General features: G+C 76.5%; 17 protein-coding genes. 4 read left to right on the top strand and 13 right to left on the bottom strand.

Features of this window, described 5'->3' with window-relative positions:
- Positions 1 to 32 precede the first annotated feature (32 nt).
- On the bottom strand, positions 33 to 1046 hold the full coding sequence (locus ACFYP3_RS09275) for a hypothetical protein (protein ID WP_388829184.1): 1014 nt from the start codon (positions 1044 to 1046) through the stop codon (positions 33 to 35).
- Positions 1047 to 1252: 206 nt separating this feature from the next.
- On the opposite strand from ACFYP3_RS09275, the gene ACFYP3_RS09270 reads away from it, so the two are divergent.
- Entirely contained in the window at positions 1253 to 2890 is a 1638-nt protein-coding gene (locus ACFYP3_RS09270; RefSeq protein ID WP_388829181.1) for a carboxylesterase/lipase family protein, read from the top strand.
- Here the strand turns inward: ACFYP3_RS09270 and ACFYP3_RS09265 are convergent.
- The 6 genes from ACFYP3_RS09265 to ACFYP3_RS09240 all read right to left on the bottom strand — a co-directional run bounded on the left by ACFYP3_RS09265 (position 2874) and on the right by ACFYP3_RS09240 (position 16898).
- The gene (locus ACFYP3_RS09265) at positions 2874 to 3641 is read right to left on the bottom strand and encodes a hypothetical protein (RefSeq protein WP_388829178.1); all 768 of its coding nucleotides are present in this window, start codon (positions 3639 to 3641) and stop codon (positions 2874 to 2876) included. The two genes, ACFYP3_RS09270 and ACFYP3_RS09265, sit on opposite strands and share 17 nt — an antisense overlap.
- Before the next feature lie 169 nt (positions 3642 to 3810).
- Positions 3811 to 5631 (bottom strand): hypothetical protein, encoded by a 1821-nt coding sequence (locus ACFYP3_RS09260; RefSeq protein WP_388829175.1) that lies wholly within the window; start codon positions 5629 to 5631, stop codon positions 3811 to 3813.
- On the bottom strand, positions 5628 to 9629 hold the full coding sequence (locus tag ACFYP3_RS09255; RefSeq protein WP_388829172.1) for a DUF5682 family protein: 4002 nt from the start codon (positions 9627 to 9629) through the stop codon (positions 5628 to 5630). The genes ACFYP3_RS09260 and ACFYP3_RS09255 overlap by 4 nt, the downstream gene beginning before the upstream one ends.
- Positions 9626 to 10783 carry an AAA family ATPase gene (locus tag ACFYP3_RS09250; protein WP_362814119.1) on the bottom strand — a complete coding sequence of 386 codons (1158 nt, stop codon included), beginning with the start codon at positions 10781 to 10783 and terminating at the stop codon, positions 9626 to 9628. The genes ACFYP3_RS09255 and ACFYP3_RS09250 overlap by 4 nt, the downstream gene beginning before the upstream one ends.
- Before the next feature lie 326 nt (positions 10784 to 11109).
- On the bottom strand, positions 11110 to 16008 hold the full coding sequence (locus ACFYP3_RS09245) for a DNA-binding protein (RefSeq protein WP_388829660.1): 4899 nt from the start codon (positions 16006 to 16008) through the stop codon (positions 11110 to 11112).
- A gap of 23 nt (positions 16009 to 16031) precedes the next feature.
- A complete protein-coding gene (locus ACFYP3_RS09240; RefSeq protein ID WP_388829169.1) occupies positions 16032 to 16898 on the bottom strand; it encodes a DUF4132 domain-containing protein in 867 nt (288 codons plus the stop codon).
- Between the two features lie 201 nt (positions 16899 to 17099).
- Between ACFYP3_RS09240 and ACFYP3_RS09235 the strand changes: the two genes are divergently transcribed.
- A complete protein-coding gene (locus ACFYP3_RS09235; RefSeq protein WP_388829166.1) occupies positions 17100 to 17840 on the top strand; it encodes an HNH endonuclease family protein in 741 nt (246 codons plus the stop codon).
- Positions 17841 to 17896: 56 nt separating this feature from the next.
- Positions 17897 to 18124 carry a hypothetical protein gene (locus ACFYP3_RS09230; RefSeq protein ID WP_388829163.1) on the top strand — a complete coding sequence of 76 codons (228 nt, stop codon included), beginning with the start codon at positions 17897 to 17899 and terminating at the stop codon, positions 18122 to 18124.
- 10 nt (positions 18125 to 18134) lie between these two features.
- On the opposite strand, the gene ACFYP3_RS09225 is transcribed toward ACFYP3_RS09230, so the two are convergent.
- The 3 genes from ACFYP3_RS09225 to ACFYP3_RS09215 all read right to left on the bottom strand — a co-directional run bounded on the left by ACFYP3_RS09225 (position 18135) and on the right by ACFYP3_RS09215 (position 20641).
- A complete protein-coding gene (locus tag ACFYP3_RS09225) occupies positions 18135 to 19283 on the bottom strand; it encodes a hypothetical protein (protein ID WP_388829160.1) in 1149 nt (382 codons plus the stop codon).
- Positions 19280 to 19933, bottom strand: coding sequence for an ankyrin repeat domain-containing protein (locus tag ACFYP3_RS09220; RefSeq protein ID WP_388829157.1), 654 nt, complete (start codon positions 19931 to 19933; stop codon positions 19280 to 19282). Before ACFYP3_RS09220 ends, ACFYP3_RS09225 begins: the two co-directional genes overlap by 4 nt.
- Positions 19934 to 20107: 174 nt before the next feature.
- The gene (locus ACFYP3_RS09215; protein ID WP_388829154.1) at positions 20108 to 20641 is read right to left on the bottom strand and encodes a GNAT family N-acetyltransferase; all 534 of its coding nucleotides are present in this window, start codon (positions 20639 to 20641) and stop codon (positions 20108 to 20110) included.
- A 141-nt stretch (positions 20642 to 20782) separates the two neighbouring features.
- Between ACFYP3_RS09215 and ACFYP3_RS09210 the strand changes: the two genes are divergently transcribed.
- The gene (locus tag ACFYP3_RS09210; RefSeq protein WP_388829658.1) at positions 20783 to 22108 is read left to right on the top strand and encodes a sulfite oxidase; all 1326 of its coding nucleotides are present in this window, start codon (positions 20783 to 20785) and stop codon (positions 22106 to 22108) included.
- Positions 22109 to 22116: 8 nt separating this feature from the next.
- Here the strand turns inward: ACFYP3_RS09210 and ACFYP3_RS09205 are convergent, their stop codons facing one another.
- The 3 genes from ACFYP3_RS09205 to ACFYP3_RS09195 form a co-directional block, all read right to left on the bottom strand.
- Positions 22117 to 23280 (bottom strand): alpha/beta hydrolase family protein, encoded by a 1164-nt coding sequence (locus ACFYP3_RS09205; protein WP_388829151.1) that lies wholly within the window; start codon positions 23278 to 23280, stop codon positions 22117 to 22119.
- Positions 23281 to 23923: 643 nt separating this feature from the next.
- A complete protein-coding gene (locus tag ACFYP3_RS09200; protein ID WP_388829149.1) occupies positions 23924 to 24262 on the bottom strand; it encodes a hypothetical protein in 339 nt (112 codons plus the stop codon).
- Complete coding sequence (locus tag ACFYP3_RS09195; RefSeq protein ID WP_388829146.1) at positions 24259 to 24519, bottom strand: hypothetical protein; 261 nt, start codon at positions 24517 to 24519, stop codon at positions 24259 to 24261. Before ACFYP3_RS09195 ends, ACFYP3_RS09200 begins: the two co-directional genes overlap by 4 nt.
- Between the last annotated feature and the right edge of the window lie 203 nt (positions 24520 to 24722).

Below are 24722 nucleotides of genomic sequence, written 5' to 3'. Positions count from 1 at the left end.
GCGGGGTGCCGGTCGGGCGGAGGGACCGCGGGTCAGGCCGAGTTCTCCTGGCGGTTCCTCAGGGCCAGTCCGGCGAGGACGGCGCCGGCCGCCGCGCACAGCACGACGGTGACGCCCGCCCAGGCCAGGGCGGAGCCCACGGCGCCGGCCAGCGGGTCGAAGCCCGCCGATCCGCCGAGGACGTGCAGGGCCACGACGCCGGTGCCCGTGACCGCGCCGGCCCGCCACACCCCGGGGGTGTCCCGGAGCGCCACGAGCGCGCCGACTCCCAGGCAGAGCACCGCGACGAGGAGGGGCAGGAAGTCGGCGGGGGCCGCGGACGGCAGGGCCGTCAGGTCGTTCGGCAGGTGCAGGGCGCCGCTGACCAGCAGGGCGAGCGCCACCGGCCAGCGCAGTACGTGCCGCAGGGCCGGGGAGCCGGCCGGTGCGGCGGCGGGGGCGGGGGCGGCGCGCCGGCGGGGGTCCTGCCGCCGAACCGGTTGCCGATCCTGCTGCCGCTCCCGGTACGGCGCGTCGTACAGCTCCGTGTACGGCAGCTCGTACGGCTCGTCGAACCGCTCGTCGTAGGGCTCGTCGACGGGCTCGTGGTGGCGCTCCTCGTCGTCCTGCTCGGCGGGCCCGGCCCGGCCCTGCGGGTCCGCCGCGCCGGTCTCGTCCTTCCCGAGGATGGTGACCAGCAGGGCCACGTCCTCGATGGGCCGTCCGACGGCGGCGGCGCGCAACGTGATGTCCGCTTCGGCCCCCTCGTCCGGTGACGCACCGAGGAGGGCGACCATCCGTTGCACGTCCTGTACGGGTCGGGTCACGGCGGCCGTGCGCAGCGCCTCGTGTCCGGCGTCGGGCAGCGGGCCGTCGCCCTCCTTGAGGAGGCTCACCAGGGCGGTGACCTCCTCCAGGGGACGGCAGGTGGCCGCCGCGTCCAACAGGGTCCGCATGCGCTGCGTGTTCGGCGCGTCCGGTGCGTCCGGTGCGTCCGGTGCGGTGGAGTCGGGTGTCTCGCGGCGGTCTTCGGGGGGTGTCGTCGCGAGGGTGATGGGGTCATTCATGGAAAGCTCCGTTCGCCGACGCGCGGGTCTACACATCGCGCGCCGGTCATCGTGCGTCATGGGAAGCGCACGCTTTGTTACATTGAGTGCCAGTTCTGCTCACTGCGCCATTCGAGGCGGGCAAACGGGGGTCTCCGCGCCGGCCCGAGGCCCGCCCGGCCGCGGCCCGCCGGCCCCTGCGGGCCGCCCGGGGAAAGGTCGTCGGCATGCCCGTGCCCGACATTCGCCAGGTCCGACGCCGGTGCGCGCTGCTGCTGCCGGTGGTGTTGCTCCTCCTCGGCGCCGCGGCCCCGCCGCAGCGGCCCGCCGTCGACCCGGAACCCGTCGTGGGCACCGACCGCGGGGCCGTGCGCGGCCGGGCGCACGGCGCGTACGACACCTTCGAGGGCATCCCCTTCGCGGCTCCGCCGACCGGCGCCCGCCGCTGGCGGCTGCCCGAGCCGGCGCCCCACTGGGAGGGGGTGCGCGATGCCGGGGCGCCCGGCGCGCGCTGTGTGCAGCTGCCCGTGCTCGGGCCCGGCGGGCCGATCGGCTCCGAGGACTGCCTGTACCTCAACGTCACCACTCCGGCGGGTGGCCGCGCCGCCGACGGCCGGCTCCGGCCCGTCATGGTGTGGTTCCACGGCGGCGGCTTCTTCAGCGGCTCGGGCGACACCTACCGCCCGGACCGGCCGGCCGAGCGGGGCGGGGCGGTGGTGGTGACGGTCAACTACCGGCTGGGCGTCTTCGGCCTGTTCGCCCATCCGGAGCTCGGCGGGGCCCCCGATTTCGCCCTGGCGGACCAGCGGGCGGCGCTGCGCTGGGTGCGGGCGAACGCGGAGCGCTTCGGCGCGGACCCGCGCGACGTCACCGTCTTCGGGGAATCGGCGGGGGCGCTCAGCGTCTGCGCCCACCTCACCTCCCCGGCTTCCGCGGGACTCTTCCACCGGGCGATCGTGCAGAGCGGGTCGTGCTCGACCACCGTGCCTCCCGGGGCGGTGCTGCCCGGCCTCGGCAGGTACGAGCCCTTCGTGCCCGAGTGGCGCACGGTCGAGGAGGGGACGCTGGCGGCGGCCCGGCTCGGCTGCGGCGGGCCCGCCGGCGTACTGGACTGCCTGCGCCGCCTGGACACGGGCGCCCTCGCGACCGCCGACCTGATGCAGCGCTTCTCCCTGGTCTCCTACGGCAACGGCACGCTGCCGCTGGAGCCGCGGCGGGCGCTGGAGGCGGGCCGGTTCCACCGGGTGCCGGTGATGCAGGGCGCCACGCGGGACGAGGCGCGTCTCTTCCTCGTCCAGACCCTGGCCGCGTACCCGATCGGCGACGAGGCCGCCTACCGGGCCCGGCTGGAGCGGTCCTTCGGCGCCTCGGCCGCCGACGCCGTGGAGGCCCGCTATCCGGTGTCGGCCCACCCGACACCGGCGATCGCGTGGGCCACCCTGCTGACGGACGCGTCGTTCATCTGCCCGGCGTTGCGGGACGGCGCGGCGCTGGCCCGGCACGTGCCGACGTACGAGTACCGGTTCAGCGACCGCGGCGCGCCCAATTTCACCGGCTTGCCGGAGGTGCCGGGGCTGCCGTTCGGCGCGGCCCACGGTTTCGAACTGCCCTACCTGTTCACGATGGCTCCGCTGAGCGATCCGCAGCGGCGGCTCGCGGACCGGATGACCGACTACTGGACCGCGTTCGCCCGCACGGGCGTTCCGACGGCGCCGGGAGCCCCGCCATGGCCGCGCCACGGGTCGGCGGCGGCCGTGCTGTCGCTGGCGCCGGGCGCGGGCGGGATCCGTACGGTGGACGCGCGGGCCGAACACCACTGCGCGCTCTGGGACGCGCAATGGCCCGGGGTCACCACGGCTGGGTGATGACGTCGTAGTCGTGGGCGCGGAGGGTGAGGGTGCCGGTGTCGCCGTAGACCTGGCGCCGCCATGCGGTGAAGACCTCGGCGATCCGGCGGGCGTCCTCGGCGGCGCCCTTGCCCACCTGCCGGGTGGTGAAGGTGATGCGTGCCTCGCCGACCGCGCTGACCTTGCGGACGCGGGTTTCCCTGAGGCGGATGCCGCTGTCCTGCTCGGTGCGGTGCTTGTCGTAGTAGGCGTTGAAGTCCCGGGTCATGTCGAACCAGTCGGCCGGCCCGCAGGGGCCGCCGCCGTTGCCCATCTCACCGTCGGTGGGCGGGCCGACGTATCCGCCGGTCTCCTGGTCGGTCGGCGGACCGGCGGGAGCACCCGTGTCCTCGTCCGTCGGCGGACCGGCGGGAGCGCCGGTGTCCTCGTCGGTCGGCGGACCGGCGGGAGCACCCGTGTCCTCGTCGGTGGGCGGACCGGCGGGAGCACCCGTGTCCTCGTCCGTCGGCGGACCGGCGGGAGCACCCGTGTCCTCATCCGTCGGCGGACCGGCGGGGCCGCCGGTCTGCTGGTCCGTCGGGGGGCCGGCGTCGGCGCCGGTGTGCCCGTCCGTCGGCACGTCGAGGTCGCAATCGCCCGGCGCGAGCGTGGGGACGCCGGAGGGCGGCGCGGCCTGCCCCGCCCGGGTGGTCCCGCACCCCGCGAGGACGGCGCACAGGAGCCCCGCCACCACCACGCGTCCCGTCACGGACTTCACTGCGATCGTCATGCCCATTCCCCATCCCCCTTTGGCCATCAAGAGGTGATCCGGACGGTCCCGGTTCCATCCCGCGCGCACCTCATCCCGGCAGCTGGGCGAGGACGACGTCATCGCGGCTGAGGTAGGTGGGGAGCTCGCGTGGGCCACGACCCGGACGGACGACGCCGACGCCTTTACTTCAGCGCGCTGTGGGAACGGCTTCGTCCGTGACAGCCGTCCAGGACGCGGCGACCAGGGAGCGTTCCGCCGCCGCGAGGTGGGTGGCCGCGGCCAGCCAGGCCCAGGCGTAGCCGTCGGGCGAGGGGTCGGTGAGGCGGCCGAAGGCGTTGCGGGGGCGGCGGTCGGCCTCGGCGGCGAGGGCGGCGGACAGCTCCGCGGCCCCGGTGAGCCCGGCCCGGTGCAGCGGGGCGAACGCGGCCGGGGGCGCCGTACCGCGGGCCGCTTCGGCGACGGCCCGGCGACCGCCCGCGACCCCGCTCTCCAGGAGGCGGCGGACCCGCCACAGCGGGGAGTCGGCCAGCGGGTCCGGCCCCTCGGCCGCCGGGAGCGGCCCGGGGGCGTCGGCCCGCGGCGGGAAGTGGACGCCCTGGAGGCGGTCGTAGCCGAGGTCTGCGCGGCCCAGCCACTCTTCGGGCAGCCGCAGGGTGTAGGGCGCGCCGGGCACGGGGCCGACGGCGAGGGGGCGCAGCGTGGCGGCGCGGTCCAGGTCGGGGCGGCCCAGGACGCGCAGCCGGAGTCCGGGGTAACCGGCGATCCGGCGCAGGTTCGCCGTGTGCGGCAGCTCGGGATGGGGGTGCGCGGGCAGCAGCCGCAGCAGCGGCCCGTCCGGGCGTGCCTCGCGGACGAGGAGGTGTTCGCCGGCCGCGCCGACGACGGTGACGTCGCAGCCGAGGAGCGCGGACTCGGCTCCCTCCGGATCGGCCAGCAGCTCGGCGACGGCCTCGGCGGCCGGGCGGGCGAAGAGCGGCGCGGCGGGCTGCTCGGTCCAGAGCGTGCCGCGCAGCGGGGTCGCCCTGACGTCGCGTCCGGCGCCGAGCCGGCCCTCCGCCGAGACCGTCGCGCCGACGATGCGCAGGCCGCCGCGGGCCAGACCGGCGTGGTCGAGGACCGCGCCGCCGAGGGCGACGGAGGCGGATCCTGCGCCGCGCGCACGGGCCAGGCCGCCGGGGCGTACGTCGGACACCGAGTAGCGGGCGCCGTCGGGGGCCAGCAGGTGGGTGACGACTCCGCCGTATCCGGTGGCGGAGAGCACCGGTTCCCGGCACAGGCCGTGCACTTGGAGGCTGCCGCCGGGGGCGTAGGCGCGGCGGGCGGTGCCGGTCAGCGCGGGGTCGGCCGCTCCGGAGGCCAGCACGCCGGCGGTGCGCAGGAGCTCGCGGAAGGCGCCGGTGAGGGCGCCGAGCCGCTGCGTGGCCCGGCGTTCCCGGGCGGCGCGCAGGCCGCGTACGACGCGCAGGGCGGCGGCCTCGGCGCGCGGCAGCCCGGCGAGTCGGGCGGTGTGGGCGGCGCGCAACAGCTCGGCCTGTACCACGGCTCCGCCGGCGGTGACCCCGGCGGCGAGGGCTTCGGCGGCGGCGTGCCAGAGCGCGGCCGCGGCGCCCCGCTGGGCCTCGGTGAGGACCGGCGCCGGGCCGGGGGGCTCGGCGGGCCCGGACTCCGCCGGGGCCCCCGGCTCGGGCTGCGCCGCGGGCGGTGGCGGCGGGGCCGCGTCCGCGAGCGGCGCGGCGCCCAGTGCGGCGGCCCGGTGCAGGCAGCGGGGCGCCAACAGGCAGCTGCACGTGGCCTGGCCGGCCTCGGTGACGGTGCCGGAAGGGCCGGGGCGCAGGGTGACGAGGGCGTCCTCGCCGAAGCGGACGGTGACGCTGCCGTCCGCTTCGGAGGCGGCGCCCGCCGCGCAGGCCTCGGTGGCGGCGTCCAGTTTCTTGCGCAGGCGGGCGGTGAGGTTCTCGACCGCTTCGGCGAGCACCTCGGGTGCGACGGGCGGCAGTTCGGTGCTCAACGGGACTCTCCACGGAGGCGGTCGCCCACCCAGCGGGCGAGGGCGAGGGGGCTGAGGGCTGCCACGGGCATGCCGGCCGCGACGAGTTGCCGCGCGACCGGGACCGAGTAGCGGGGCGTGCCCGCGTCGTCGAGCGCGGCGCAGCCCATCAGGTGGGCGCCGGAGGCGGCCAGCGTGCGGACCTCCCCGAGGAGCCCGCCGATCGGGGCGCCCTCCTCGAAGTCGCTGACCACGACGACGAGGGTGCGGCTCGGGACGGTGATCAGGGTGCGGGCGTGCGCGAGACCGGCGGCGATGTGCGTACCGCCGCCGACGCGGACCTCCAGCAGCAGCGAGAGCGGGTCGTCGACGCGGTCGGTGAAGTCCACGACCTGGGTGGAGAAGGCGAGGAAGTGGGTGGACAGGGTCGGTACGCCGCCCAGCACGGCCGCCGTCAGGGCCGACCAGATGACGGAGGCCTCCATCGAGCCGGAGACGTCGACGACGAGGATCAGCCGCCAGTCGGCCTCGCGGTTCGCGCGGGTGCTGAAGACGGGCCGCTCCGGTACGACGACGACCGTGCCGTCGGCCCGTCGCCGGGTGTGCGCGAGGTTGGCACGCAGGGTCCGGGCCAGGTCGAGTTTCCCGCCGGGGCGGCGGGTGGGGCGCGGGGTGGCGAGGCCGGAGAGCGCCGGGCGCAGGCGGGTGGCCAGCTCCTTGGCGAGCTCGTCGACGAGCCGTCGGACGAGGGGGCGCAGCCGGGCCAGTTGGGCTTCCGGGAGCCCGCCGGCCAGGGACAGTACGGAGCTCAGCAGTTCCACGGAGGGCCGTACGGCCGCCGGGTCGAGCTGGGCGAGCACGTCGGTGCGGCCCGCCTCGGCGGCGCCGGCGAGCACCTCCTCCCGGACGTCCGCGCCGAACAGCGCCTCCAGCTCCTGCGACCACTCGCGGGCGGTGGGGAAGGAGGCCTCCTGGCCGCCGCCCCCGCCGCTCCCCCGGCCGGGGTCGAGGTCGGACGCGCCTTCGCCGCGCCCGGCGCCGTACAGCTCGTCCAGTGCGTGGGCGTAGCGGCGGGCACCCGCGGGGAGGCGGTCGCGCTCGCGGCCGAGCAGCAACCGCCAGCGGTCTGCGGGGGCGAGCCGGTGTTCCTTGGCCTCGGGGGTCGCGACGGCCGGGGCGTCGGGAACGTCCGGCCCGGCGGTGGGGGCTTGTGCCGCGGGCAGCGGGAGGGCCTTGAGCGCGGCGAGCCCGGCGGCGTCGGCGGCGGCCCAGAGGGCGAGCAGGGCGGGCGACGCGTCGAGCGCGAGGTCGATGCGGTCGCCGAGCCGCTCGGTGACGGTGTCGAGCAGCCGGTCGCGGGCGGCGGGTGAGAGGGCGTCGAAGCCGCCGCGCAGGGCGGGGAGCCGGTCCAGGAAGTCCTGGTCGCCGAGGCGCTCGACGCGGGCGAGGAGCGGGGTGAGGGCGGCCGGGGAGGATCCGAGCAGCGGGCCCGCGGCGGTGAGGAGTCCGGCGAGCCGCCGGGTCAGGGCGCGCCGGCTGTCGGCGGTGCCCGCGGCGTCGATCCAGCCGGCGGCGCGGTCGCCGAGCCCGGTGGCCGGGTCGAGGTCGAGCAGGACCCGTACGGCCAGGGCGGCGCCCTGCATCAGCGGGGACGCGGAAGCCGCCAGGCCGGCGAGGGCCTCGTCGGTGCGCAGGCCGAGGTGGTGGGCGGCGGCGCGGTCGGCGAGGGCCACGAGGGCGGCCGCGTCGGCCGGGTCGTCGCTGCCGGCGAGGCCGGGCAGCGACCGTACGGCCGCTTCGAGGAGGTCCGCCGTGAGGGCGGCGGCGGTGGCGCGGGATCCGTCCGAGGTGCCGGGGAGGTGGCCGCGGTGCAGGGCCTCCAGGAGGTCGAGGGCGTCGAGGAGTTCGGGCAGGGTCGCCGTCTGCGGCAGGGCGGTGGCCGCCTCGTGGAGGCGTACGTCGACCAGTTCGGGCAGATCGCAGCGCGCGGCGGCGGCCAGCCCGGCGAGGATCTGCGCCGGGGTCGGCCCGCCGTCGGCGGCGGCCCGGCGGGCGGTGTCGCGCAGGGTGCCGGCCGCCGCCTGGGCGGCGGTGACGCCGCGGACGCCGGCGAGATCGAGGCGGGCCGGGACGGAAGGCGTCCAGGACAGCCGCCACTTGGTGCCGAGGGCGGTGCCGTCACCGGTGGCGGCGACGGTGAGGGGCTCCCCGTAGGAGGCGCCGCACACGAGGAGCCGTTGCAGCAGGACCTCGCGGCGGCCGTCCAGAGCGGAGCGCAGCGGCTCGAGGCGGACCTCGCGGGAGGCGGGTTCGTCGGGGCCGGGCAGGCGCAGTTCCGTCAGCTCGGCCTCGACGGAGGGGCCGAGGCCGGATCGGGGGGCGTGCGGGGTGATCCGCCCGCGGGCGGTGCCGACGAGCACGGCCTCGAGGGCGCGGGCCAGCGCCCGGCCCCGGCCGAGCGGTTCGCCCTGGCCGAGCACGGTGGTGACGGCTTCGAGGAGCTCGCCGCGGCCGGGCGCGGGGAGCCCGCGCAGGACGGCGAGGTCGCAGGCGAGCCGCAGGGTCTCGGCGGCTTCGCCGGTGCCGGCGGTGTGCCCGGCCCGGCGCAGCTCCCGGCAGAGCCGGGTGACGGCGACGGAGGCGGCCTCCCGGACCCGCCCGGGGTCCCCGCCGGCCTCCAGGACGGCCTGCTGCCAGAGCGGATCGCGGATCCCGGCGGGGTACCCGGAACGGGAGTCGAGCAGATCGAAGGAGTACGGCACGAAGGAGGTGACGGCCCGCTCCGTCGCCGCGCTCGGGGCGGGCCCGCCGGACGCCCCGGCCCGGGGCGCCGGCACCGGGCCCCCGGACTTCCGGGCGGGCGCCTCCGGAAGGGCCCCGTCGGGTCCGGCGCCCGCGCCCGTACGGGACGGGTCTACGGCGACGGGTCCGGTCCCGCCGGCCACGTCCCGGCGGGCACCGTCCGCACCGGCTGGGCCGGCTGGGCCGGTACCGGCGCCCGCGCCGAGGGCGGCCCGGTCGGCAGCGGTCGGCGCGGCCCCCGCGTCCACGCCGGCACGGGACGGGTCTGCTTCGGAAGGACGGGTCCCGGCTGCCACACCCTGCAGGGCGTCGCCGGCAGCGGCGGGGCCGGTTCCGGCGCCCGCGCCCGCCCCGGCCGTGGCCGTGCCCGGGAGGGCGGGCGCGTGGTAGGCGCCGATCACGGCGGCCACGCGGTGGCCCGCGGCGGTGGCGCCGGCGATGACGGAGCGCATGTGGGACTCGCGGGCCAGGTCCCTGGCCGGTGGGGTGGAGTCGGCGCGCAGCGCCCAGCCGACGCCGAGCGCGGCGCGGCGCACGGCTTCGGCGGTACAGCCCGGTGCGAGCACCTCGACGGCGCGGTCCCACAGGTCGTCACCGTCACGGCCGGTACCGGCGGCGGTGAGCGCGTCCACGAAGGACCTCTCCCGCGGGGCCCGCGCGTCGGGCTCGGAACCCGGCTCCGCCGGGGTCGGAGCCGCGCCCGCGGGGTCGGGCCGACCGGGGACCGGCGCCGCGGGCCGCGCCGGGTCGGGGCCCGCCGAGGTCGGGCCGGCGGGCGTCGCCTGGATCGCCGGGTCGGGGTCGGGGTCCGGGCCCGTAGGGCCGGCCGGCGGCGCGGACTCGGCCGTCCAGCCGGGGGACGGGAGGGGGAGGTCGCAGCAGAGGACGGTGGCGCCGGTGCGGCGGGCCCAGCGAATGGCGGCCAGTTCCGGGGAGAAGTCGGCGAACGGGTAGAACGCCAGGCGTCCTTCGCCGTCGGTGCCCGCGAGGGCGACCGGGGCGACGGTCTCCGGATCGGCCAGGTGCTCCAGCCAGGGCTGGAAGTCCGCCGGGAGCTCGACGCAGACCGCGTCCGCGCCCGAGGCGTCCAACAGCTCGGGCACCACTGCGGCCAGCGCCGGGCTGTGGTGGCGCACCCCGATGAGGTACGGCTCGCGGGTCGCGGCGAGGGCCTCCACCGCGGCGCGCGGGTCGGTGTGCGGGTCGGTGTGCGTCAACGCAGGCTCCCGCGCAGGTCCCAGAGGCGGCGCCACATCGCCGAGCCGTCCTCGGCGCGGCGGCGCACCGGGCCGTCCCAGTAGCCGAGGAGGCGGCCGTGGTCGGCCGGGTCGTCCTTGCGGACCACGCCCAGCAGGTGCCCCGGCAGCAGGTCCAGCACGTCCCCGCCCGGCAGGTACGCGGCCGCGACCCCGAGCGAGGCCGCCACCTGCACGGCTTCGGCGGTGGACATGACCGTACCGGGGCGCTCCACGTCCCAGCCCTCGGCGGAGCGCCCGGAGCGCAGGTCGCGGAAGACGGTGACGAGCGCGTCGAGGACGGCGTCGTCGACGCCGAAGGCCGCGCCGGCCCGCTCGACGGCGGCGACCGCCTGCCGGCGGATCAGGGTGGCCTCCGCGTCCGCGTCGGCGATCGGCGCGACCGTCTCGAAGTTGAAGCGCCGCTTGAGGGCGGCGGACATCTCGGAGACGCCGCGGTCCCGCAGGTTGGCGGTGGCGATGACGGTGAAGCCGGGGGCGGCGGAGACCACGGCGTCCTCGGTGGCGGTCAGTTCGGGCACGCTGATCCGTCGGTCGGACAGGATCGACACCAGGGCGTCCTGCACCTCGGGCAGGCAGCGGGTGATCTCCTCGACGCGGACCACCCGTCCGGTGCGCATGGCGGAGAGCACGGGGGAGTCGACGAGGGCTCCGGAACTCGGACCCTGGGCGAGCAGCAGCGCGTAGTTCCAGCCGTAGCGGAAGGCGTCCTCGGTCGTACCGGCCGTGCCCTGGACGGTGAGGGCGCTGGTGCCGCTGACGGCGGCGGCCAGCAGCTCGGACAGCATCGATTTGGCGGTACCGGGCTCGCCCGTGAGGAGCAGGCCGCGTTCTCCGGCGAGGGTGACGACGCAGCGCTCCACGAGGGCGCGTTCGCCGACGAACTTGGGGGCGATGGCCAGCTTGGCGGGGAGCCCGGCGCGGCGCTTCGGCAGGGCCAGTTCGGCGCCGTCGCTGCCGCAGACGAAGGTGACGACGGCGCGCGGGGTCAGGGCCCAGCCGGGCGGGCGGGGGCCGGGGTCCTGGGCGGCGAGGAAGTCGAGTTCGGCGGCGTACCGCTCCTCGGCGGGCAGCACCTGCCGGGCGGCGGGGACGGATGGTGCGGTGACGGTCATCGGGGTCCTCCGGGACGGAAGGGGAACGGGGGAAGGGGAACGCGGGGAAGCGCGGAAGCGGGGAGGGGGCGGGGGAGGGGAACGGGAGGTCGGACGCGGTACGCGTGCCGGGCGGGCGCGGCGCACCCCGACGGGGGGGGGGGGGGGGGGGGGGGGGGGGGGGGGGGGGGGGGGGGGGGGGGGGGGGGGGGGGCGGGGGGCGGGGGGGGGGGGGGGGGGGGGGGGGGGGGGGGCCGGGGGGGGGGGGGGGGGGGGGGGGGGGGGGGGGGGGGGGGCCCCCCCGGGGGGGGGGCCCCCGCGCCGCGTGGGCCGGGCGGGCCCGTGGTTCAGCGGCGGCGGCCGCGGGTGCGCTTCACCTTGAGCTCCTCGAAGCGCGGGACGTCGCCCTCCCGGACCCGCTGCCACGCCCGGCGGTAGAGGTCCGCCGCCGGTTCGGCCGGGGTCAGCACGCCCAGCAGCGGCCGCTCGCCGACGCCGAGTCCGTACATCGGCAGCTTCCACTGCTCCACCGGCAGCGTCGGGGAGGCCATCTCGGCCCATCCGCCCGGCAGGAACAGCGAGCGCCCGGCGCGGGTGCGGCCGGCCGACACCACGAGCTCGGTGGCGGCCAGTTCGGCGCGGGCGGCCTTGAGGCGGGCCGGCTTCCAGCCCGTCCACCGCGCGGTGTTGCGGTCGGTGGGGTCGGGCATGGCGAGCAGCGCGAGGTACAGGGTGGCGGCGTCGGCGCCCAGTCCGTACGCGGCGGACACCTCCTCGACGAGCTCGGGGACGGAGCGGCTCGGGTCCTGCGGCCACCAGGTGCCGTCGGCATCCACCGCGCCCGCTGCCGGGGCGCCCGGGTCGGCGAGCAGCGCGGCGAAGCGCGGGTCGTGGACGGTGCGCAGCGCCGTCTCGACCGCGGAGGGCCGCTGGTCGGCGCCCCGCAGCGCCGGCAGAAACGGGTCGGAGCCGGTGGAGTCCAGCAGAGCGGGGCGCAGCGCGGGCTTGGGCTGGTCGTCGTGGGTGGCCATGACGACCGCGCCGTAGCGCTCGTAGCCCTCGCCGGTCTCGGTCGGTGTGCCGGCCGCCTTCCGGAAGTCGGGCAGGCTGGTGTAGTGCCCGATCTCCAAGAGCAGTTCGGGGCCGGCGAGCCGCTGTCGTACGGCGGTCAGGGCGGGCGGCAGGGCCGCTCGGACGGGGTCTCCCGCGGGCAGTCGGTGCGCCAGCCAGGCCGCCGTGGCCACCGTGCCGGTCAGGACGCTCGCGGTGAACGGGGTGGTGGCCGGCTCGCGGGGCTCCACGTGGTCGCCCTTCACCGTCCAGGCCACGTCGACGGAGAGTTCGCGCGAGGCCGCCGGGTCGAGCACGGCGCCCAGGGCCCGGCTCGCGGCCCAGCCCCGGCCGACGGCGCGGGCGAGCTCGATGGCCAGCCAGTCGGGCACGGGGGTACGCCGGCCCACGCGCCGGTTCCACACCTCCGCGGCGGCGGCCACGGCGGGCCCGTCGCTCCACAGCGTCGCCGGGTCGGCGGGCAGCAGGGCGGCGACCACGGCGCGGCGCACCTCGACGTCGAGGTTCTTGAGCTCGTCGCGGGCGTGGGCCGCCTCGGGGGCCTTGACCCCGAGGGCGGTGCGCAGCTCCGTGGGCAGGAAGTTGCGCTCGTAGGTGTCGATGTGCGGCAGTCCGGCGATCACCAGGCGGGCGAGGGCGCCGGAGACTCCGGTGAGTCGGGAGAACTCCTCCGCGGCTTCCGAGCGGAAGGGGGCCGGGCCGTGCTCGCTGAGCGCGGCGAGGAAGGCGGCCGACCAGCCGGCGCCGCGTGCGCGGTCGCCGAGGGGGGCGTGGCCGCGCACGGTGTAGGGGCCGGGGACGGTGAAGCGGCCGGTGGGGTCGTGCAGCAGGGCGCCGAACTCGTGGCCGTAGGACACGGATTCGCCGTGCTCGGTCAGGGCGAGGAAGGCTCCGCCGCCCAGCGGCAGCAGGCCGCGGTGGTAGAGGTCGCGGGCCAGGCCGTCGGGTCCGGTCAGGTGGGGGCGGTCGAGGTGGATCAGGACCCGGCGCCAGCGGTCGGCGGATCCCTCCGCCGAGGCCAGGCCTAGGGCGTCGACCAGGCCGAGCAGGCTGACGAGGGCGGCCCGCTGTTCGTCCGTGGCCGCCACGCTGGTGGCGCGGTAGGCGAGGGCGGCAGGCTCGTCGAGCAGCGGAGTCCAGGAGAAGGTGTAGTGCGGCAGCGGGGGCACGTCGAAGTGGAGCCTGCCGGGCACCCCGGCCTCGTCGGTGCGCGCGCAGGCGGCACGGAGTTGGCTCAGGATGTGGTGGGCGCCGTCCTCGTCGCTGCCCCAGCGGCGGTGGCCGTAGCCGATGAGTCCGCTCAGGGCGTCGCCGAGGAGCCCGTCGCTCGGGCCGTGTTCGCGTTCCTCGGCGGGGGTGTCGTCCGGGTGGAGCCGGGCGGCGACCTCGTCGAGGGCCTTCTGCTGGGTGAGGGTGAAGCGCAGCACCTCGACGATGCCGCCGATCAGCTCGGGGGCGGTGACCTGCGGCAGGGCGGCGCTCACCAGAGCGGGCAGGTCGGTGACCTTCTCGGCGGCGGCCGCCGCCTTGAGCAGTGCGGCGACGGTCTCCCGGTCGGCGGCGCGCAGCGCGGCGGAGCCCTCGGTGTCGCGGGGGCGCAGGGCGTACCAGTGCGACAGCGGCGGGAGGTCCACGCTGCCGGTGCCGAAGTCGGAGCGGCGTCGGTCACCGCGCGAGCGGGCGGTGACCACCCCGTCGGGGTCGCTGATGCTCAGTTCCTGCCAGTGCTGCGTCAGCGCGCGGGGCCGGTCGTCGCCGGGGAAGGCGAGCGCCGCGAGGGGCTTGTCGCGGCCCTCGGGGAGGGTGACGCGGCGACCGCCGGTGTCGGTGCCCTCCCAGCCGTGCCCGGGGACGCGGACGGTGCGCCAGCCGAGCAGGCCGTCGGCGGGGGCGCCGAGCACGGAGCCGGCCACGGTGGGCGCCGGGCGCAGCCAGTCGGAGTGGCCGTTGCGGCGGGCGTTCTCCGGGTGGGTGCGCAGCGCGTCGGCGAAGAACGCGGGCAGGGAGGTCCGGCCGTAGGCCGCGCCGGCGGGGTCGTACTCGACCCAGCCGGCTTCGTTCTTCTCGTCGCGCCGCTGCCACACCCAGTACGAGGTGCCGTCGGACAGCAGCGGCCGCTCGTCGGGGAGCTTCGTGTCGCCGCGGTGCAGGACCCCGCCGCCGGTGGTGCGGCCGCCGCCGGGGAGCGGCAGGGAGATGTGGTCGCTGCGCAGCGACCAGTGGTTGCGGTCGGTGTCCAGGGTGAAGACGGTCTGGGGGTCGGAGTGCCAGTAGCCCTCCGTGCCGTTGGCGCTCCAGGCGGACCAGAAGACCAGCAGGTCGCCGTCGACGTAGTGGAAGGCGTGCCGGTAGTTGGACCCGGCGGGGACGCGCAGGTCGTGGGTGAGGACGGTGGAGTCGGCGTCGATGACGCGGACCTCGGTCTCGTTGGCGACGATCAGGTACGGCCAGGCTTCCGTCACCGTCAGGCCCCGGTGGTTCCTGCCGGGGCTCAGTTCGGCGAGGGCGCGCTCCCAGGAGGGCCAGGCCAGCTCCTCGAAGAGGCCGCCGCGCAGGGTGCGGGCGAGGGTTTCGGCGAGGTCGGCGGAGGCCGCGGCGGCGACGTCCTCGGGGGCGAGTGCGAGGGCTTCGGCGGGCAGCCAGGTCAGGCGCTGGATGGCGTCGGGGACGCCGGGCAGGCCTGCGGCGATCGAGGAGCGGGCGACTTCGCGCACCCACTCGGTCAGCAGCGGGCGGCCGCCGGGCGACTCGGCGACGCGCCGGACGACGTCGGGGCCTTCGCCGCCGCCGAGGGCGTTCAGCGCCCGGCGGAAGGCGGGGTGGAAGCGCTGGTCGGCGCCGAGGGCGAGCAGGTCGCGGCGCTGGTCGGCGGCGGCCCAGCCGGACAGGTTCAGCTGCTCGTGCCGGTGCCGCTTGTTCTCGGGGTCGGGGTCGGGGTCGGCGACCGGGACGTCCAGGGTGAGCAGTAGGTCGAGGAGGTCGGCGTCCTCGACCCCGACGCGCAGGCCCGTTTCCCGTCCGGGCCGGGCGAGTTCGGTGCGCAGCTGCTCCGCGCAGCGCTCGACGACGTCGAGGAGGACGGGGAGGGCGGGGCGCACGCCCCAGCCGCCGTGGCGGGCGGCGTGGAAGCGTTCCAGCCAGCCGGCGGCGCCGTCGGGGGACCGCTGCTCGGCGGGCAGTTGCGCACCGGTCAGTCCGGCGGTGGCGCCGGACTCCTCGAGGATGTCCAGCCACAGGGTGGTGAGCTCGTCGCCGCCGGGCGGCGTCAGGCCGAGGAGCGTGCCGCGTACCTCGGGGCGGCGCCGGGCGAGGGCGACGAGGGCCGCGCGGTGGGCCTTCCACCAGCCGGCCGCGGCCCGCAGGGTGGCGGGCAGGGGCAGCAGTTCGGCGAGGTAGTCCTGCTCGGCCTCGGTTCCGGTCAGGCCCGCGGCGCGGGCGAGGCGGCGCAGCTCGACGACGGCCTGGGCGGAGGGCGGCAGGCCGCCCGCGGTGCGGCGCACGCACAGCCGGCGGAAACGCTCGTGGGCTTCGGTGGGGGTGACGCGAGCGGCCAGGGCCTTGCCGTAGCCGGTGAGCACCTTCACCGGCAGGGCGCCCGCCAGGGCGAATTCGAGGAAGACGGAGTCGAGGCGGTCCTCGTCGATGGGCAGGCCGTACTGGGCCTCGGCGGCGCGGGCGCGGCCGAACAGCTGGGCGGCGTAGGTGGTGTTCTCGACGGCGAGGAAGACGCGGGCCGCCTGCTCGTGGAAGACGGGCAGGAAGTGCGGGACGGAGGCGGCCAGGCGGTCGGCGAGTTCCTGGCAGGCGTCGAGGGCGGCCTTGGGCTTGGTCTTGGCCTGTCGGGCGATCCGGTCCAGTTCGGGGACGACGGCGAGGGCGTGGTGGCCGTCCTCGGGGTGGTGCACGAGGACCCATTCGGGGAAGCCGAGCGCCTGGCGCCGGCTCAGGCCGACGACGGGGGGCTCGCCCTCGTCGCGTACGAGTCCCAGGAAGCCGGCGGCGAGGTCCTCGGCCGGGCCGAGTTCGGCGGGCGAGAGGCGGACGACGACGCGGTCGTCGCCGAGTCCGGGGTGGCGGTAGGAGCGGGCGGTCAGTTCGACGGCGGTGGGGCCTGCGCCCGTGGTGTCGTGGGGCAGTACGGCGCCCGCCTTGAGCAGCAGTTCGGCCGTGTTCATCTCGGTGTCCCCCAGGTTGGTGCTCACGCGTCCCCGCCCTCCTCGATCTTGCGCCCGGCGTACAGCGCCGCGGCCATCCGCATGCCCTCGGACCAGGCCACGGGTCCGACGGTGGTCAGGGGTACGGTCCGGCCGTCCTCGTCGTGCCAGCTGAGGGCGCCCGTGGTCATCTCGTCCTCGTAATAGGGCTCGCCGATCCACACGGCGGCCTCCGCGCCGGCGCCCGCGTCCCTGACCTTGCAGGTGGCGTAGCCGCCGGAGACGCGGTAGCCGAGGGCGGTGGCGCGCGCGGCGAGGCTGAAGCGGGTGGGGAAGACCCCGCCCGCGTAGTCGCGCACCTCGGTGGCGGTGGCGGTGAGCCCGTCCGGCTTCTGCCAGGTCGCCCGGTGGATCTGCTCGACCCGCTGCACGATGCCCAGCTCGGCCGCGAACTCCCGTACGTCGTCCAGGTCCGGCAGCAGCACCGGGTGGGGCAGGGTCACCGTGCGCGGGGAGAGCCGTACGGTCTCGCCGTCGAGGTTGACGACCTTCAGCTCACCGGAGGCGGTGGCGTCGCGCAGGAAGCCCACCTCGTCCGGGTCGTCGCCGACGACGGCCATGTCGCGCAGGGCGTGCTGCCAGGCCTCGTCCGGCCAGACCCGCGCGAGCAGCGCGGTCGGTACGGGCAGCGAGGACACCATCCAGGCGTCGACCTGTGCGACGCACGCGTCCTCGTGCCGGTCGAGCCATTCGGTGAGTCGGCGCAGCCGGTCCACCTCGGGGTGGTCCTTCAGCGCCTTCGGCAGCGTCTTCAACTGCCGTCCCGCGGTCCGGCCGGTGGCGGACCTCGCCACCACCCGTCCCTCCACCAGGGCGATCTCGTACCCCTCGCCCGCCGCCAGCCATGCCATCAGCCCGTGCCCCTCCGCCTGTCGCGTCCGGTTCCGCGCAGCCCTGGCAGGGGGGAACTGACCCCCCTGAGCTGCGGTATGCCGGGAGACTAGCGAGCCGCACTGACAACGCCCGCTGGAGGGTGCGCATCCGGTTTTATGTCCGGTTCTGGGTAGGCTCCCGGAGACAGTTGCGACGCGCGGCCGGCTTGGGGTGGGGTTATGGGACGTCAGACAGGTGTACCCGGTGCGGTCCTGGCGGCCGTGCTGCTGGCGGCGGGGGCGGCCGGTTGCTCCGGTACGGCCGCGCCCGGCGGCGGGGACGCGAAGCCGTCGGTCACCCGGACCGCGCAGGCCCCGGACGCGGGTCCGGGCTCGAAGCCGGACGCGAAGCCGGGTGGCGGGGACGTGCTGCCGGGGATGGTCACCGCCGCCGAGGCCCGGACCCGGTTGGCGGCGCTGAAGGTGGCGCCGGTGGGCACGATGGCCGGCTACAGCCGGGACAAGTTCACGCACTGGGCGCAGCAGGGCGACAAGTGCGACACCCGTGAGGTGGTTCTGGAGCGCGACGGCTCGGGCGTCAAGCGGGACGCGGAGTGCCGGGCCGTGTCCGGCAGCTGGAAGAGCCTGTACGACGGGGTGGCCGTCACCGACGCCGCGAAGATGGACATCGACCACATGGTCCCGCTCGCCGAGGGTTGGCGCTCCGGCGCGGCCGGCTGGGACGCCGCCAAACGCAAGGCGTTCGCCAACGACCTGACCAACCCGCAACTGCTCGCCGTGACGGCGGCCTCGAACCGTTCCAAGGGCGACCAGAGCCCGGACCTGTGGCAGCCGCCGGACAAGTCGAGCTGGTGCCAGTACGGACGGGCCTGGACCACCGTGAAGTCCACGTACGGGCTGACCGTCACCGAACCGGAGAAGAAGATGCTCACCACGATGATCGACAGCTGCGCCTCATGACCGGGGCACACCACCGACGGTGGCAAGACCGGGTGACTCCGGGGCCGGGCGGCGCCATGACGGACGAGGTCGGCGTCATCACCGGCCCCCTCGTCCTGTGCACCACCGCCGTGGCCGGGGACATGGTCCGCTTCGACGTCCAGTACGAGGGCGCCGAGGAGTGGTACACGCTCTCCGGCAGCCCCCTCCCCCACCACGGCGATCCGGCCGCCCTGCACGCCGCGGCGCTCGCCTCGGTCCGCCGGGGCGGCGCGGCCCGGGCCCCGGGGACCACGCCCGCCTGAGCGGGCCCGCTCAGAGGACGGCGATGCCGAGCGGCCTGGCACCCGCCGGGAGGCGGCGGGCGGCACCCGACTCGAGGTCGACGACCGTGATGCCGTTCCAGTGGCCCTCGCGGGTGTAGCCGCCCGTGACGTACGCGGTCCGGCCGTCCCGGGACACCGCCACGTCCTCGTGCGGGCCCTCCAGCGGGTACACGCGCTCGGTGCCGTCCGGGGAACGGACCGTCAGTGACGGGCCCTTGCCCGCGCCTGGCTCGACCGCTCCCGTGCCGACCACGAGGAGCCGGCCGTCGGCGGTGACGGTGGCGCCGTGCTGGTGGGTGTCGGCGGTCATCGGCTCGACGGTGGTGCGGCCGCTCCGCGGGTCGACCACGGCCAGCCGCTCGCCCTCGAAGGGGAGCAGCAGTTTCCCGTCGGTCGGGCGGACGGCCGCGTAGTGCGGCTTCAGCCAGGAGCCGAGCCCGCCCCCGGTGCCGTACGGGGCGACCTCGATCCGGCGGGACCGCAGCGACGCGGCCGCCACGACGGTGACGTCGAAGGAGTCGTGGCCGGTGACATAGACCTCGGCGCCGTCGGCCGCCACGTCCACGTCGAAGGGGCGCCGGCCCACCGGTACCACGGCGGTGACCAGGCGCGTCGCCGTGTCGACGACCTCCAGGACGCCCGTGGTGCCGGGGACGTTGACCCCGACGTAGGCGCGCGTGCCGTCGGGCGAGAGGGCGACGCCCATGCCGCCGCCGCGGTACTCGCCGTCGGTGACCGGGCCGGTGCCGGTGCGGTACGGGACGCGGGCCGCGAGGGCGCGGCTGCGGGTGTCGACGACGGCGAGGCCCTCGGCGGTGGCCACCCACGCGCGGCCGTCCGCGCCGACGGCCAGGCCGTACGGGGCGCGGCCCACGGCGACGGAGGCGACCGCCCCGCGCTCCGGGTCCACGAAGGTGACGGTGTCGGCCCCGAAGTCGGCGGTCAGGAGCAGCCCTTGCGGGGTCGGCGCGGTGGCCGGCAGCGGGGAGGCCGCGGACGGAGCCGGGCTCGGCGTCGCGGCGGTCGCGGCGGTCGTGGACGTCGCCGGGGTCCCGGCCGGTGGGGTGCAGGCGGCGAGCAGCAGGGCCGCGGCGAGCGCCGCGAGGGCGGTACGGCTGCCCCGTGCGCGGGGGTTCACCGACCGCTCCCCGGCTGGTTCCCGGGCGACCCGCCGGCCCCGGCCGCCCCGGCCGCGCCGGCCGCGCGCAGGATCCGCGCCATGCCCAGGAACCCCCGGCGCACGGCGTGCTCGTACGGGGTCACCCCGTCGTGGTCGGCCAGGTCGGGAGCGGCTCCGGCGGCGAGCAGGAGGGCGACGACCTCCTCGTGGCGGGGCCCGCCGTCGCCGAGGATCACCGCCTCCAGCAGGGCGGTCCAGCCGAGCCGGTTGACGTGGTCGACGTCGATGTCCGTCTCGTCGAGGACCGCCCGTACGTACGCGGTGTGCCCGCGCTCGGCGGCCGGGATGAGGGAGATCCCGCCGAAGCGGTTGAGCTGCTTCAGGTCGGGCCCGGCGGGCAGCAGCAGGCGCATCATCCGGACGCTGCCGGTGACGCCGGTGACCAGCCAGGGGCTGTCCTCCCGGGAGTCCGGGGCGTTCGGGTCGGCTCCGGCGGCGAGCAGTACCCCGGCCGCGGTCAGGTGGTCGCCGAGCGCGGCGAGCAGCAGCGGCGTGCGCAGCTGCTCGTCGCGCGCCTCCACGGCGGCGCCCGCGGCGAGCGCGGCGCTCACCGCCACCGCGTCGCCGCGGCGGGCGCCGTCGAGGAGCAGTCGGTCGTGCGCGTTCATGGTGTCCCTCTCGGCTCCGGGGCGGGGAGGGCCGCGTACGCCCTTCCGCTCCCCCGGTCCATCCTCGCCGCGCCGGCGCCCGCGGCCGGTCCGCCCGGTGGACGGGGCCCGGGAGCGGTCCGGCCGACCCGGGGGTCGTCCGATCGGCTGATGCGGAATGGCGGGACGGCGGGATCAGGCCTCGTACTCCGTGAGGTCGATGCCGTGGATCCGCACGGAGGTCTCGTACCGGGGGTCGGTGGTGTCGCGTTCCATGACCATGCCCAGCTTGCGGATCACGTTCTCGGAATCGGTGTTGCTCATCCGGTTGACCGCGACGACCCGGTCCAGGCCACGGTCCTGGAGCGCGAACTCCAAGGTGGCGTGGGCGGCCTCGGAGGCGTAGCCCTGGCCCCAGTACTGGCGGCCGAGCCGCCAGCTGATCTGCACGTCCGCCCGGGCGTCCGGCAGGTTCTCGAGCACCGAGAGGCCGACGGCGCCGATGAGCTCGCCGGAGCCGAGGAGCTCGACGGCGAAGAGCCCGAAGCCCTCGTCGTCCCACTCCTCCTCCCACTGCTCGATCTCCTCGGCCGTCTCGTCCAGGTCGCGGGTGGACCCGTCACCGATCCAGCGCATCACCTCCGGGTCGGCGTTGATCTCCGACAGGGGGACGAGGTCGTCGTCGGTCCAGCGGCGGAGGAGGAGGCGGGGGGTACGGATCTCGGTCATGCCCCACATCCTGCCGAAATTCCGCCGACCAGCGGTAATCGGCCGTTGCGGCAGTGTTTCGAGTGCGTGGCCATCGCCGCGGGAAGGTTCCCGCGGCCCACCCCGGACCTCTACGGTCCGTCGGGAACCACGACCGAGGAGATGCCCGCCATGCCCTTCGACACGTCGGACGAGAGCCGGTACGACCGCACGCGCCTGCGGCAGTGGGCACACGGCCGCGCCCGCTCCGCCGGAGTGGACCGCCGCGACCTGCTGAAGCTGTTCGCGGTCGGGACGGCCGCCGGATCGCTGGGCCTGGCGGCGGGCGCACCGGCCGCGGCGGCGGGCTCGGCCGCCGCCGGCTCACCGGCCGCGGGCGCGCCGAACCCGCCCGTCGCCGCGGCGGCCGGCCCCGTCACGGTCAAACCGCTGCCGCCCGAGCTGTTCACGCTCCGCGGCACCAACGCGGAGACGAACTTCGCGGCGCTGCGCGGCACCGGCCCGCTCACCCCGATCGACCGGTTCTTCGTCCGCAACCACACCTCCACTCCGCGCGTCGACGCGGCCGGGTGGCGGCTGAAGGTGTGGGGCGACGGGCTGTCGGGCGGCCCGGTGGAGTTCTCGTACGAGCGGCTGCGGGCCCTGCCGGCGGTCGAGCGGACCCTGTTCATCGAGTGCGCGGGCAACGGCCGGAGCTTCTACACCACGCAGCAGGGGCAGCCGGTGACCGGCACCCCGTGGACCCTGGGCGCCATCGGGGTCGCGCGCTGGCGCGGCGCGCGGCTGTCGGACGTGCTGCGGCTGGCCGGGGTCACCCGCGGCGCCGTCGACGTGCTGCCGAGGGGGCTGGACGACGAGGTGGTCGCGAACGGGGTGAACCTGGGCCGGGTGCGCCGCCCGCTGCCGGTGGCGAAGGCGCTGGACGACGTCCTGCTCGCGTACGAGATGAACGGGCAGCCGCTGCCGCCCGACCACGGCGGTCCGGTGCGCCTGGTCGTACCGGACTGGGTCGGGATCTCCTCGATCAAGTGGGTGGGTGACATCGAGGTGAGCGACGAGCCGCTGTACTCGCCGTGGAACACCGACATGTACCGGCTGTTCGGGCCCGAGCACCCGGCGCAGGGCAGCGCCCCGCTGACCCGGCAGACCATCAAGAGCGCCTTCGAGCTGGAGCTGGGGGCCGTCGTTCCCGTGCACCGGACCCGGCTGCTGACCGGCCGTTCCTGGTCGGCGGCGGCCCCCGTCACCCGCATCGAGGTCAGCACGGACGGGGGCGGCCACTGGCGGCGCGCCCGGCTGCACGACGCCCCGCGCCGGGGCGGCTGGGTGCGCTGGTCGCTGCCGTGGACCCCGCGGGCGACGGGTGCCACGTCACTGCTGGCCCGGGCGACCGACGCGAGCGGGCGGACGCAGCCGGAGACCTCCGTCCACAACACGCAGGGCTACCTCTTCGACGCGGTCGTGCGGCACCCGGTGACCGTGGTCTGAGCGGCGGTTCAGGGGGTGTGGAAGCGGACCTCCGGCGCATCGGGGGACGGGCCGTCGAGGAGGGGCCGCGGGATGCCCTTGAGGTGCTGGTCGAAGAAGGCGCCGACGTAGCGCCGGGTCAGCTCGACGGAGCGGGCTCCGGGCAGCGGGGCGCCCTGGTCGGGGAGGCCGAGCTGCTCGCCGATCGCCGGGAAGTCGGTGAAGGTGAAGTGGCCCGAGTCCGCGAAGGTGATCCAGCGCTTCCAGCCGTCGAGCTTGGGCCAGTTCTGGTCCCACGACGTGATGCCGCCGGGGGCGCTCTTCTGCTCGCCGAGGAACATGAAGGGGCGCTCGCCGAGCCCGGTGTCGGGGACCGGGGTGTGGAGTCCGCCGTCCATGTTCACCCCGGCGCGGATCCGGGGGTCGACGGCCATCGCGGCGACCGCGGAGGCGCCGCCGATGGAGTGGCCCGCCATCGCGATGCGGCTGGGGTCGATGAGGTCGGCGTGGCGCCAGGCGGGGCGGCGTCCGGTGAGGCGGTCCAGCAGGAAGGACACGTCGCGGCCCCGGGTGTCGCTGACCGTCCGCATGGGTGTACCCGCCTCGGTCTTGTCGCAGGCCAGGCAGGTCAGCACGCGCCCGCCGGGGAAGGCGGTGCCGACGCTCTCGTAGGCGTGGTCGACCGAGGCGACGACGTAGCCGCGGGAGGCCAGGTCCTCGGCGAGCGCGGTGAGGGTGGCGCGGTGGGTGGTGAAGCCCGGCGAGAGCACGACCAGCGGGTACCGTCCGGAGAGGGGACGGGCGTGGGTGCGGGAGGCGCTCACCGTGCCGGTCAGGGTCGCGACGGGGATGACCTGGTCGAGTCCGCGGTCGACCAGCAGCAGCCGGGCCTCCTCGTCGGTGAGGTAGCGCGCGGAGCCGCCGGTGTCGCGCCGCGCCGGGTAGCGCATGGTGACCATCAGCTCGCGCGGCCCCGATCCGGCCCAGGGATCGGTCCGGCTGCGGTCCACGAGGTGCAGGTCTTCCCGGCCTGTCGCGAACGGGCCGGTGGGGCGGGGCAGTTCCACCGTGGTGGCGGCCCGCGCGGCGGCGGACGGCGAGTCCGCCGCGACGGCGGTGCCCGCGCCGACGAGCGGGAGCGGCAGGATGAGGGCGAAGAGGGCGGCTGAGGCGACAGCACTGCGTCGGTTCATGAACCCGAGGCTATGCAGCGACAGTAGACGGATCGTCACCTCACAGGAGGATCGCGCCCTCCACCCCAAGGGGGCCCCGAATCCCCCTCAGGTCTCATCCCCGAACTGCGACAGCACCCCCGCGGCCCTCAACTCGCCTGCTGCCGTACGCGTGCGTGGTGCGACAGCCCGCTCGGCCGCGCCGGCTCACCGGGCCGGGCACGCCGGACTCGATGCTCTGCCACGGCATCGGCGGACCTGCCGGTGCCACGAAGGGGGATGCCACCGGCACCCCCGCCACCGCGACCCACGACGCCGCCGTCGTCCCCGAAACGCCGGCCGGCACCCCGCCCGTACGAAGCAGGCGGCGCGCTCCCCCGCGCCCCCGGCTCTCGGTCCCCACGAGCGGATCCGCGACCTGCTCTCGCACCTCGCTGCCGCCCTCCCCCCCGGCCACCGGCCCGCAAGCCCGCCTGCTCGCCCTGCAATGCGCACTGCGCACGGATCAACACGGGCACGCACGCATGCCCGACGGCCTCCTGCCCGGCATGCTCCTGGCCGTCGCGCTGAACGCGACCTCCCGGCGCCGTGATCCAGCGCCGACCGCCCCTCTGCTCAGCCTCCTGGATCATCGGCACACGACCAGGATCAACTTGTCCGGGCGTCAGAGCTCAGGCACGAGGAGGGTCAGGCGCAGGACCGCGGCGAAGGCCAGCAGTGCAGGCAGGGTGAACCACCACCTGCGCAGCCACTCGGCCTTCACGAACACCCAGGTGAGGAGTGTGATCACGGCGGCGAAGGCCAGGGCCAGGCCGGCCGCGAAATTGGAGTGGGCGCCGCTTTCGCTGTCCCAGGAGCCGGCGGGTTCCGCCGCATAGGCGAGCAGGAGGAGGTATCCGGTCGCCAGGTTGCCCACGGTCAGGACGACGGCGCACACGGCAGCGCCTATCGGATGCGGGGCGCTTCTGGGGTGCTGCCGGGTCATGGTACTCGTCTCGTTCACCGCAACGCTCTCCCGGCGCCGCCCAGATTGCCGTCGAACAGACGGCCGTACGCCTGTGCTCCGCTGCCTTCGCAGTAAGGGCCGCCGTTGTAACGGGCCGCGAGCTCCCGCATCTGTTCACGGGTCATGTCCTCCGGCAGCACATCGGCGAAGCCGCTCTCGGCCTTGAGCTGGGTGATGCGACCATCGCCACGATACGTCGGCGGTCCTGGGCATGGCCAAGCGCCGAAAACACGGCCTGTCGGGCTCAAGGCCATCGCGCGCCCCACAGGCGGGCCAGCCGGCCGCTGGACGGTTGCGGGCGGCGGCGGCCGTCGTCGCGGAACGTCGGTGGGCGCGTAGCCTGTCGCCGATGCCAAACCGGCATCTGACCCGGGAAGCCGGGAGGATCACTCCACTCGGCACACGGAGCTGCAGGCAGAGGTACCCGTAGTACCGTCAACGCGAGCAGCCGCAAGGG

The sequence above is a fragment of the Streptomyces sp. NPDC005533 genome (assembly GCF_042871845.1).
Taxonomy (GTDB): Bacteria; Actinomycetota; Actinomycetes; order Streptomycetales; family Streptomycetaceae; genus Streptomyces.
The sequence above is the reverse complement of the archived record's forward strand: the minus strand, read 5'-3'. Positions and strand labels throughout refer to the sequence as shown.

Bases quoted from the DNA above. Each gene is read 5' to 3' on its own strand.
- ACFYP3_RS09275 (WP_388829184.1), bottom strand. From the start codon at position 1,046: ATGAATGACCCCATCACCCTCGCGACGACACCCCCCGAAGACCGCCGC.
- ACFYP3_RS09270 (WP_388829181.1), top strand. From the start codon at position 1,253: ATGCCCGTGCCCGACATTCGCCAGGTCCGACGCCGGTGCGCGCTGCTG.
- ACFYP3_RS09265 (WP_388829178.1), bottom strand. From the start codon at position 3,641: ATGACGATCGCAGTGAAGTCCGTGACGGGACGCGTGGTGGTGGCGGGG.
- ACFYP3_RS09250 (WP_362814119.1), bottom strand. From the start codon at position 10,783: ATGACCGTCACCGCACCATCCGTCCCCGCCGCCCGGCAGGTGCTGCCC.
- ACFYP3_RS09245 (WP_388829660.1), bottom strand. From the start codon at position 16,008: ATGAACACGGCCGAACTGCTGCTCAAGGCGGGCGCCGTACTGCCCCAC.
- ACFYP3_RS09240 (WP_388829169.1), bottom strand. From the start codon at position 16,898: ATGGCATGGCTGGCGGCGGGCGAGGGGTACGAGATCGCCCTGGTGGAG.
- ACFYP3_RS09235 (WP_388829166.1), top strand. From the start codon at position 17,100: ATGGGACGTCAGACAGGTGTACCCGGTGCGGTCCTGGCGGCCGTGCTG.
- ACFYP3_RS09230 (WP_388829163.1), top strand. From the start codon at position 17,897: ATGACGGACGAGGTCGGCGTCATCACCGGCCCCCTCGTCCTGTGCACC.
- ACFYP3_RS09220 (WP_388829157.1), bottom strand. From the start codon at position 19,933: ATGAACGCGCACGACCGACTGCTCCTCGACGGCGCCCGCCGCGGCGAC.
- ACFYP3_RS09215 (WP_388829154.1), bottom strand. From the start codon at position 20,641: ATGACCGAGATCCGTACCCCCCGCCTCCTCCTCCGCCGCTGGACCGAC.
- ACFYP3_RS09210 (WP_388829658.1), top strand. From the start codon at position 20,783: ATGCCCGCCATGCCCTTCGACACGTCGGACGAGAGCCGGTACGACCGC.
- ACFYP3_RS09205 (WP_388829151.1), bottom strand. From the start codon at position 23,280: ATGAACCGACGCAGTGCTGTCGCCTCAGCCGCCCTCTTCGCCCTCATC.
- ACFYP3_RS09195 (WP_388829146.1), bottom strand. From the start codon at position 24,519: ATGGCCTTGAGCCCGACAGGCCGTGTTTTCGGCGCTTGGCCATGCCCA.